This window comes from Elusimicrobiota bacterium (assembly GCA_041658405.1).
In the GTDB taxonomy this organism is placed as follows: Bacteria; Elusimicrobiota; UBA5214; order JBBAAG01; family JBBAAG01; genus JBBAAG01.
The window spans coordinates 1-11,677 of sequence record JBBAAG010000086.1; the positions used below are offsets into that span (position 1 = coordinate 1).

The window sequence follows — 11,677 nt, forward strand, 5'->3', positions numbered from 1 at the left end:
CGAAGAAACACCGAGCCTGAAGTATACACTGTACTATGACACCACTCCGCCGGTGAGTAAGATAACAGTTCCGTCAAACAACACGTCTTTATCGAGCCTCACATCCATTACCGGCACGGCAAACGGTGATCTTTCCGGTATTGAAAGTGTAAGTATTAGTATTCAGAGAACAGAAGGTATTGCCGGGAATAGCCAGTATTGGAGTTACTACAGTGGTACATGGGTTGAAGGTTCAACCTGGTGCCCGACAATTGTTACAGCCGGTACTGGAAATAAAACATGGACTTATGCAATATCTGATTCTGCATGGACTAGCGGAACACGGTATAGAATAATTTCCCGCGGGAAGGATCGTGCAGGGAATTATGATGTTACATTGGACACTGTTACATATATTTATGATACAACTGTACCGGAGACTGCATTCACAAAACCTGACCAGCAATATTATGGGTCATCTACACGGCAGTTGTTAACCATTTCAGGTACGTCTGCTGATAATCCTGCCGGCGGTGTATTAAGTGAAGTTGAAAAAGTCTACCTGCGTGTGAAACGCACTCCGGGAGATTTGTTCTGGGATAACACAACGTGGGTGAGTAATAGTTCTACCTGGGTTGTGGTTAATGCAACTATGCCGTGGACCTACGCATCGGATACTTTATGGAATGACGGATATAGGTATGACCTTAATTCCAAGGCAGTAGATTTTGCTGCTAACCTCAGCGGGTGGACAACTTCTACTTTCTGGTATGACACGACAACACCTATAACAAAATTATTGAAACCAAGTTCAAATTGGCAGAAAACGTTGTCTACAATTTCAGGTACTGCGTTGGATCCTGGTAGCGCAACGTATGGTTCTAAACTTGCTTACGTAAAGGTTGCAGTACAGAAAAATCCGCCAACGGGTGATTGGTTTAATCCAGGCGGTACAGGCGATAAGTTTGTTGAAGGAACGACGTATTGGATTACAGCGTATTCCGATCCATTAGATTCCGGAAGTACGGTTACATGGACGTTAACAGGAGCTTCTACTCCTTCCTGGATTAACGGCGGAAATTATCTGGTTAACGCGTATTCCTATGACCAATCGTTGAATCAGTCGGCATATGTGGGGATGAATTTTACGTTTGATCAAACCGAACCGGAGGTAGGATTGCTTGTTCCTAGCTCGTCAAAGAGTTCGTACAACGCATTACCCACAATTTCAGGGACAGCAGTCGATATGGCAGGTTCTGCGAACGGGCAGATTGAATATGTACAGGTAAGAGTCTATGACGTTACGAATACGCAGTGGTATAGCCGCGGGTTAGATGACTTTACATCGTCAATCACAGATCCTGAAACCGCATGGTTTGTTGCTACAAATACAAGCTCATGGGAAGTGTGGTACGCAACATTTACGAAATGGTCCAGCGGGAGATATTATGAAGTAAGCACGCGTGTTCTCGATAAAGCAGGGTGGTACTGCATTAATTATTCAACAAAACAGTTCTTATATGATGTAAGTAATCCAGAAATTGCGGTTACCAAACCGGCAAATGCGGAGTATTGGAAATCAATCGGGACAATTTCAGGGACCGCACAAGATAAACCGTATCCCGGAAATAATTCAGGGACTAATAACAGAAGAATTGCGGTCCGCGAAAATCCTTCAATGCTGTGGTGGGATGGTTCAGCGTTTACCGGGAATAATCCGGAGGCCACATATTTCAGTATCGGTACCGGAGATGGCAGTTGGACTTACTACAGTGCTGCTTTACAGGGTATGCTGCAAAGCGGGTGTTCATACTATATCTCAAACAAGAGTTTTGATTATGCCGAAAATTATGCGGATTGGTACAACGTTCAAGGTTCAACGTTTGTTTATGATAACACTTTGCCGTCTTCAAGGATAACTTTACCCGCAGCAGCACAAGTGTATTACTCAGCATTACCCACAATCTCGGGTACTTCTACGGATGTCATTCCATCAGTTTCAACTGCACCGTTTGTTTCCGGTATGAAATATGTCAAGTTTACAATTAATGACAATACTTCCGGTACTTCGGAATACGGTAAGTATTGGGAATATCCTTCCGGCGGATGGTCTGTAAGTACTGTTTCAACATGGACTGCTATTACAGCGGATAGCTGGGTAACATGGTATTCTACGGATGTGCCAAACGCGCAGTGGAAACAGGGGCATGAATATAATATCCGTGCATGGGCGGTAGATAATGCGTTGCCGTTACCTGGGAATGAACAGGTAGTACAGGAAAAATATTTCCGGTTTGATTCTTCAGCACCGGTTGCATATTTTGAATCACCTGCGAATAATACATATTATTCTTCTCTGGCAAGTATTACCGGTACGGCGATTGATTATCCGTTATCCCCGTTATACAGATCCGGGATGCAAAAGGTTGAGATCATGATTTACCGTGTATTTGACGGGTATTACTGGAATGGTTCATGGGTGTCAAGCGAACCTGGGGACTGGCCGGATACTACAATGACCGGGGATACTCAGGGAACCGTTAACTGGACATATAATTCACCTGTTTGGGAAAGCGGGAAAGAGTATAGGGTATCAATTAAGGGTACTGATAGTATTAGTGTGGTGAGTTCATCACGGACTTATACAGTTTATATAGATACCCATGCACCAACGTCAATTGTTACGCGGCCGGTGGAAGATACTGGATATTCCACAGTAGATCCGTTAACTACGCTTTCCGGTACAACCGCGGATTACTGGACAGGTTCAGCGAGTTTTAAATATGCAAATATTGACAGTAACGGCGTAAAAATGTCGATTCGTCTTGATGAAGAACCTTATGGTGAAATTAATAATACTGATAAATGGTGGAAGTGGTGGACAAGTTCAGGAACATGGGAATCCGTAAGTAGTTATAGCGAAGACAATGTATTATTTACTGCTAATGTATATAATCAGTCGGATAATGTTTCATATTGGCGTTTAGCTGCACCTGAATGGGTGTCTGGTAAACGGTATCAAATTAGGATGAAAACTAATGATACCGTAAATAATTACGAAACACCGGTTTCTTCAAGGTCGTTTACAGTTGATATCATCCCGCCGGAAGCTAAGATAACATATCCTGTCGATAGCGGGTTCTATAATACTATGCCAACAATCTCAGGTACCACGTCAGACGATGCTGCCGGGCCGAGTTATACCGAGCTTATCATCTGGAACGCAACGGATAATCAGTACTGGCACGGGCCGGTTACAAAATGGGTAGTAAACACCTCGTCTTGGGTAAGAACCACGAATCTTACTTCTGCAAATACGTGGTGGCAGTATACTGACACGCCATCACCATGGACCTCGAAAAAAGTTTACCGTATAATACCGAGAGGCGTTGATAAAGCAGGGAATGTTCAGGTAGTGTATAGTACCATATCATTCCAGATGGATACCTTAGCACCGGAAACAACTGTACAGAAACCGGTTAATAATGTGGGTTACAACGACAATACAAACGCGATTCCGCAGTTGTACGGTAGTATTGCTGATGATTATACTGGAGTTAGTGCTGCGTATGTAGCTATTCAGGATCTTAATACCGGCAAATATTTTGATGGTGCGGGTTTTAACACTACCGGTGTTGATTGGCGGCAGGCGACACTCAGTAGTGGTGCTACCTTCTGGTACTACGGTACACCCGCAATTACGTTGCCTTGGCAGAGTAGTCACCGGTATCTCGTATTATCAAAGGGTGTTGATCCTGCAACTAATGATGGGACAGAATTTGCTGTGGGTTATTCGTCAAATACGTTCTGGTATGACAATCAGGTACCAAGCGCTAAGGTTACCATTCCAATCAGCAGCGGGACATATAAATATTTAGCTACGCTTAGCGGAACTGTAACAGATGATTATAGCGGTGTAACTGAAACTAAGCTCAAAATTTCATATCTGCTGAGTAATGATACGTATTACTGGACTGGAGTAAAGTTTGATTCTGAAAGCGTAACAGAGGTTACCGCTGTTGTCAATACTCCTGGCAGTACTTCAACAACATGGTCTTACACAGACGCTGATTTAGAAGGTTCAAATGGATGGACAAGTCAGGTTACCTATAGAGTTCAAGCGCGGGCTAAGGATACCTCTGAAAACTGGGAATCTGTAGGGCAGATGTTCCAGTTCTTATATGATAAAGAAGTGCCGGTTACATATATCATTAAGCCGGTAGTTGGCGTATACTACGGTCCAAACAATACGTTGCCATATGTCAGTGGAACAGCGGTAGATGTACCGGTGAATAGTTACGCTAATATCAGGGAAACGCTGCTGCGCGTTAAACGCGGGAGTGATGACCTCTATCTAGCAGTATCTTCCTGGACTTCAACGTCGGATACATGGATTTTGACATCCAGTACGCAACAGGCAAATTCGCAGGCGGAATGGTCAGTTGCACAGCCGTATAATAACTGGCAAAACGGGGTACAATATTCATTGAATACCCGCGCGCTGGATCTCGCAGGAAATCTCAGCGGGTGGACTACCAGGACATTTGTGTATGATTCATCCGCACCGTATAGCGCAGTACTCCAGCCGAATACTGAGTATGAACCCGCACCATTGTCAACGTTGTCCGGTACTGCGAGTGATCCTGGAACTGTGGGGTTAAGATCAGAACTCAAGGAAGTAAAAGTTGCCGTTAGATATAACCCGCCATCAGGGAATTATTGGGATGGTTCCGGGTTTAACCAGCCGGATGTCCAGTGGTTATCCGCTCAACAGGTTGGTGGGACATGGTTAAACTGGATGTTCACAGGTTCAACGCCGACCTGGGAAAATGGTATGAAGTATGAATTCCGTGAGAAAGCCGTTGATTACGCGGATAATGAGTCAACTGTTCAGGTTTCAACGTTTGTATACGATAACACTCAACCTACAATTGGTTTGGCATTGCCGTATAACCAGAACCGTTATAATAACTTGCCTACAATTTCAGGGACTGCAAATGATGAAGATCCTGACGGTGCAGGAGAAAAAGTTGCGTCGTGGATAAACCGTGTAGAGCTCAGAATTAAGAAACTTACAGTTTACTGGAATAATTCTATTAATAATTGGGATTCCGGGTTGACAAGTGAGCAGGCATGGGTTGTAGTACAATCAAGCGTTACACCTATGTGGTCAGTCTGGAATACCACGTTTACTGCGTGGGAAGACGGGTTTACTTATGAAATTAATGCGCGTGCATATGATAACGCACAAAATTTGTGTGTAGCATATACTACATGGACATTTGTTTATGACGTAACAGCCCCGCAGTCGTACGTGACATTACCCTCAAGCGCAAGTATACGGTCAAGCGTTACAACGCTCAGCGGTACCGCCGCAGATATCGGTGCTACTGCCGGGAATGTAACACAGGTGAGATTGTTCGTTCGGGATAATTCTATAAGTAAATACTGGGATCCTTATCAGGCAACTCCGCAGTTCAGCGCAAATGCGCCGGTATGGGTTAGCGATGTTCCAACAGGTGGGGAATGGGATTATACGCATGCAAGTTTGAATTCCGCGTTAACCACGCATGTGTCGTATTACCTGCAGACACAGGCATATGACGATGCTGGTAATATTGAGTCATCGTATACTGTGAGAAGTATCACGTTCTGGGTGGATAAAACTGAACCGGATTCAATAATCATACTGCCTTCCAGCAGTAGTTTGAATGTGTTAACTACAATATCCGGCACGGCGGATGATTATCTCGCTAAGGTCGGGCAGGTGGTGCTTGCAATACGTGATGTTACACAAGGGACAACATACTGGAATGGCGTGGATAACTGGCAGAATGGTGAGTATTGGATTAATACGACGACTACCAATGTTTCACCTGTCAACTGGATTAAAACAACTGGTTTGCCGGCATGGCAGCATGCACATCAGTATACAATGTATTCAAAGTCTAAAGATAATGCCGCTCCGGCAGTTAATGAAGAAACATCAGTTGCGTCGTTTAGTTTTACTTATGATATAAGCAAACCTACATCAGTAGTGACGTATCCTTCGAATAATGCAAAACTTAATGTCGTGCCTGTTATTGAAGGTACGGCGAAGGATGAACCCGCGGGGATTACGTATATGTACGTAGCGGTGCGTGAAGCGCCTACGGGGCCATGGTGGAATGGTTCTTCTACATTCAACGCAACGTCTGTGGTGTACTCAACAGCAGCACTTAGCGGTTCAGGGCCGATTTGGTCGTGGACATGGCAATGCCCGACGTTACGTGATGGGTATACTTATTTACTAAGTTATAAATCTAAAGATGTTGCGACTAACGAAGAATCCGCAAAGACTGATGTTCAGTTCTCGTATGATATCACAGCACCGGTTTCCGCTGTTATAACACCTGCGCATAATTCGATAAAAAATGTGATGGCAACTATCACAGGTACTGCTTCTGATGTATCAGGAATACAGAAGATTGAAGTTGCGGTACAGGCTAACCCTCCTACGGGCAAATGGTGGACTGGAACTACATTTACTGCGGATGCTGAGTTATGGTACAACGCTGAGGATACGAACTGGAAATGGACAAGCGGTAGCGCGAATTATCCTATATGGGAAAGCGGGAAAAATTATCTCGTAAAAAGCCGTGCGTATGATTTAGCTGGCAATACTGAAACTGTTACCACAACAGGTCTTGATGAAACATGGTTTGATTTTGATAATGTTGTGCCTGTTAGCACGGTTACTTATCCAGTACCTGGTGTGATTTATAGCGCAATTAGTTCAATATCGGGTACAGTCTATGATGACTATAGCGGGCCGAATTCTATGAGGTTAAAAGTTTATAATGAAACTGATAACCGGTATTGGGACGGGAGTTCATTTATCCTGGATTCCACATGGGTTGCAGTTAGTAATGTTTATCAAACTTCATGGACTTATACAACAACAGTTGCGTGGTCCAGCGGGAAACGGTACCAGGTATTGGTCGAAGCTACTGACAGAGCGGCAAATACTGAGACTGATTTACCGTCATACGATACAAGGTTTAGTTATGATTATACGCGCCCGAATTCGTTCCTTACGTTACCCGAAACTGCGAAATATTATCATACCGTTCAGACGGTTAGCGGTACTGCTGAAGATACAATTCCAACCGGCGGTGCGTTATCCGCTGGTGTTGAGTCAAACTTCAACGGTGTTGCAATACTGGATAAAACAATTAGGAAGTGGTGGAATGGTTCATCGTTTGGTAGTGATACTGCGATCTATGAAAACGTATACGGCGCGACGAGCTGGACTTATGCGTTTGATAATACCAGATGGACTGACGGGCATCAGTATTTGGTTATTAGCCGCGCAAAGGATAAATCATCACCGGCATTAGAAGAAACTGAAGTAACCGTGGGTGTTGATTCCAATACATTTATTTGTGATATGTCAACGCCAACCAGTAAAATTACACTCCCGGCGGACTGGGCAACTATCAACACTCTAACCACAATCTCCGGGACAAGTACGGATACTGCGAGTAGCAGCGGGGTGAGATTAACAAAAGCTGGAGTCTATAATCAAACCTCTGCGTTATGGTGGGATGGTAATGATTTCACCGGAAGTGAACAATACTTTGATGCTTCTTCATTATCCAGCGGGAATACAGTGTGGGCATACACAGGGTTTGAGAGTAAGCTTGTCACTCATTCGACCTATACTGTTTATACAAAAGCGTATGACAACGCATTGCCGTTACCAGGGAATTATGAAACCGTTCTGTCTTCAGTTAATTTTAGGTATGACATTACGAAACCGACTTCTGTAATTACCGGGATCAGTTCAAATATGAAGAGCCTCACGACGGTATCGGGTACTTCTTATGATAAGTTTGGCGTGGGTTCAGTAAAAATATTGGTTCGTAATTTAACCTATAGTGCAACATATTGGCAGGGTGGGAGTTCGTGGAATTCAAATGAAACGTGGCATACGGTTACTGATAAAGAAAATTGGAACACGTCGGTTATTCCCGCATGGGTTGACGGTGTGACATACCAGGTAAAATCACGGGCGATTGATAATGCCTCTAACGAAGAAACACCGGGGTATTCTGTTACATTCAACTATGACACCACGCGTCCGTTGTCAAGAGTAACTTATCCTGCAAATAGCGGGTATTATTCAAGTGTTGCTACTCTTTCAGGTACGGCAAGTGATAGTTTCAGCGGTATACAGTATGTTAAAGTCATTATTAAATGCACGGCAGGTGATGCTGCACGGTTGAATAAGTATTATAACGGCAGCGGGTCATGGGTTAGTGATGTTCAGGAACTCGATACTACCTGGGTTTCTGCGGAAAGTAAGTGGTATCGCAGTACAGGGTTACCGTCATGGGTAAATAATGAGCAGTACCAAATTCAGTGTAAGGCATATGATAACGCTGAGAATTCTGAAATTGAACCTCTGGATGCGGGGTCTACATGGAGAAATGACCAGACTGCACCGTCGGCTGAAGTGGTATTACCTGAGATGCCGGAGAAAGCATATCATTCAATACCTACGATTACAGGTACGGCAAATGATACGTACGGTATTACAAGGGTTGAGACAAAGATTTTTGATACTATTGCGACGCGTACTTGGAATCAGGCAACAAACGGCGGGCTTGGCGCGTGGGATGATGGTGATCAGGAAACGTGGAACCTGGCAAACGGTTCCTCTACCGCGGGAGGGACTATTACATGGACATATATATCAACAGGTACGGAATATTCATGGACTAACTCACGGACATACAGAGTTAATGTGCGTTCTAAAGATTTGACCGGTACATATCAGACAGGGTATTCTACGTCAACATTTATCTATGATATCGCTGCGCCAATAGCGGCTGTTACAAATCCTGTCGGAGGAAGTAAGATATCTAGTTTGTCTACAATCTCGGGTACCAGCAGGGATTATGAAACCGTAACAAATATTGTTAAGATGCGTATCTTCCGTAATTCAGACGGTAAATACTGGGATCGTATATCTGAAACCTGGGGTACGGATAATCAGTACTTTACAATTACCGGTAATGGTTCCGGTGAAATCACGTGGTCTTATACAACACCGGCATTCTACAATACGTCGTACTCCAAATATCCGGCGCTTACCAGCGGGACGAGTTATACCTTAGACATTGAAGTTCGGGATAATACATTACCCGCACCGCCGAATATCGCGTTGTTCCCGTCAACATGTACATTCTGGTATGATAACACCGCGCCGGTGTCAAGAATACAATTCCCCGCAGATGGGCAGGCGTATAGTACTGTAAAAACATTAACTACAATATCAGGTACGGCGTATGACTCTACTGCCGGGATTAAGAAAGTGCAGATAACGCTGCGTGACCTTACCGGCGGGACAAGTTTGTTCTTTAAGTCTGACGGTAACTGGGAAGAAGGGGTTGAGGATTCTTATTGGTTAGATATTTCAACAGTTGCTCCGGGCGGGGTGACGGTTAACTGGTCATACTGGCAGGCGGCGCTAAGCTGGACTGACGGGCATTATTACCGCCTGCGTTCACGCGGATATGATAATATAGATAATACTGAAACTTCAATTAGTTCAAATACATACATTTATGATGTTACAAAACCTACTTCTGTAGTTAATTATCCTGTGTTTGATACATTCTATGAAGATATCGGTAACATTACAGGAACTGCGGCGGATAGCAGTAATGCGTTGAACAATAGCGGAGTGAAATCTAACGGTACATACATTGCGTTGGTGATGGACCTCAACGAAAACGGTGAGGTTGATACTATTACTCCGGATAAAGTGTGGGATTGGAACGCATCAACCTGGACGAACTACACAGGGTCGTTAGTAACAAATAATTGGGGACAGTGCAGCGGTGGTACCACATGGAGTGCACCGTCAATGTCAGGGAAATGGGTGACCGGTAATCTTTACCTCGTAAAATCTCAGGCGACGGATAACGCGGATAACCAGCAGGAAAATACACAGGCTACATGGAAACGGTTCGGTATAGCGTATCCCGCGAGAAGTTTTAGAATAACAGTTAATACTGCTTATAACGCAGGGACACAGGTTGGGATGACTCTTGAAGCACTGGATGAATACGGTAACCGTGCAAGAAGTTATCAGTCAACAGTCAGCTTTACGGTTGATGGTGTTTATCCTGTCGGACAGGGGCCGGAGTATAGTTATGTCTCAACAACTACATACCAGCCGGAACAAGGGTGGTTGCCTAAGAATTATGAATTCCGCCGTCAGGATCAGGGCTTAAAAGAGTTCTCTATCACGATAACAAGTGAGTCGTTAAAACTCGCAAAGTCGGGGACACGTGAATTACGTGTAACGGATGTTGTTAATACAACTATTTTTGGTACAAAAAATATTACTGTATCTCATGCTACTCCTGAGAAGATGAGAGTTCTTGTCCCCGGGCAGTCAAGAATACCGGGACAAATCGGTGGGGTGTCCGGAAGCCCGACGGGACAAACCGCAGGGGATGCGTTCACCGTTACAGTAGACGCGTGTGATAAGTATTGGAATATAGCTACTTCTACGTCTACTACTGTTAGGATGACAGCTTCGGATTCGTACGATACGCCGGTATATCAGGATAAAGCGCTTGTCTCTGCAGGCGGGTTGATACAAGGGACCACTACGTTCTCCGTAACGCTGGTACAGCGCGGGAATCATACGATTACCGCACAGGATGTAGGAGGGACTAACTGGACTGCGCATACGAATACAGGGAATATTGCATTGTCACCGTCAGTAGCTACAAAACTGCAGGTGTTATTACCGAACGAATCTGCGGATTGGGGTAAAACGCCGTATGATAGTAATACCGGCGGGAAGAGCGGCTCTGTCACAAATCAAACCGCGGGGGTGGCGTTTACGGTTACTGTAAACGCGTGTGATTATTATTGGAACCGTAAAGATGACGTTACCGCAGATATTCAGGTGGTTACTTCAGATAGTTATGATGTCCATCCTGCAACACGGACACTGGTATCCGGGACAACGACGTTTAATGTGACATTAGTTACAGCGTCAACTCAGTATGTGTATGCCACGGTTTACAATGGAACATCATTGTCAAGCGGGACATCGCTGGGGGTTGTGGTACGGCCTAATACTGCGCTGAAGTTGCTAGTCCTGCTCCCTGGTGAAACCGCGGATCCCGGGAAAGCTAATGAACCGGAGACAAATTATTATGGCCAGGCAGCACCTTTTGGTAAGTCAGGTAATCCGTCAGCAATGACTGCGGGGACGACATATTATGTTACAGTAAACTTAGTTGATAAATACTTTAATAAACATTCAACTGCCACAATGCCGGTAGTAAGAATAGTTACCAGCGATGCTAATGACGAAACATGGTGGGGGTCCGAATATTCTGCCGGGTTGAGAGCGCAGTTGAGTAATGGTACTAAAACTTATGCTGTAAGAATGATAACTTCCGGCGGGCAAAGCGTACAGGCGACGGATACCGGTGAAAGTGATCCCGCAACGTCGTATACCAGTGACCAGAGCCCAACGGTTACCGTCAACGCTGGGGAAGTAAAAAAATTGAGAGTTGTTGCTTTGAATCAGGCCGTGCAGCCGGGTACTACTGAAGGTAAGGCTGGGTCTGTGTTAACACACAAAGCCGGTGAAGCGTTTACAGTATCCGTTAATGCATGTGATGAG

The 11,677-nt window shown here is 44.6% G+C and carries 1 protein-coding gene; it reads left to right on the plus strand.

The window, feature by feature from the left end:
- Positions 1-11,677 (plus strand): hypothetical protein (locus tag WC955_11605; protein ID MFA5859695.1); only part of this gene is annotated, 11,677 nt, incomplete at both ends.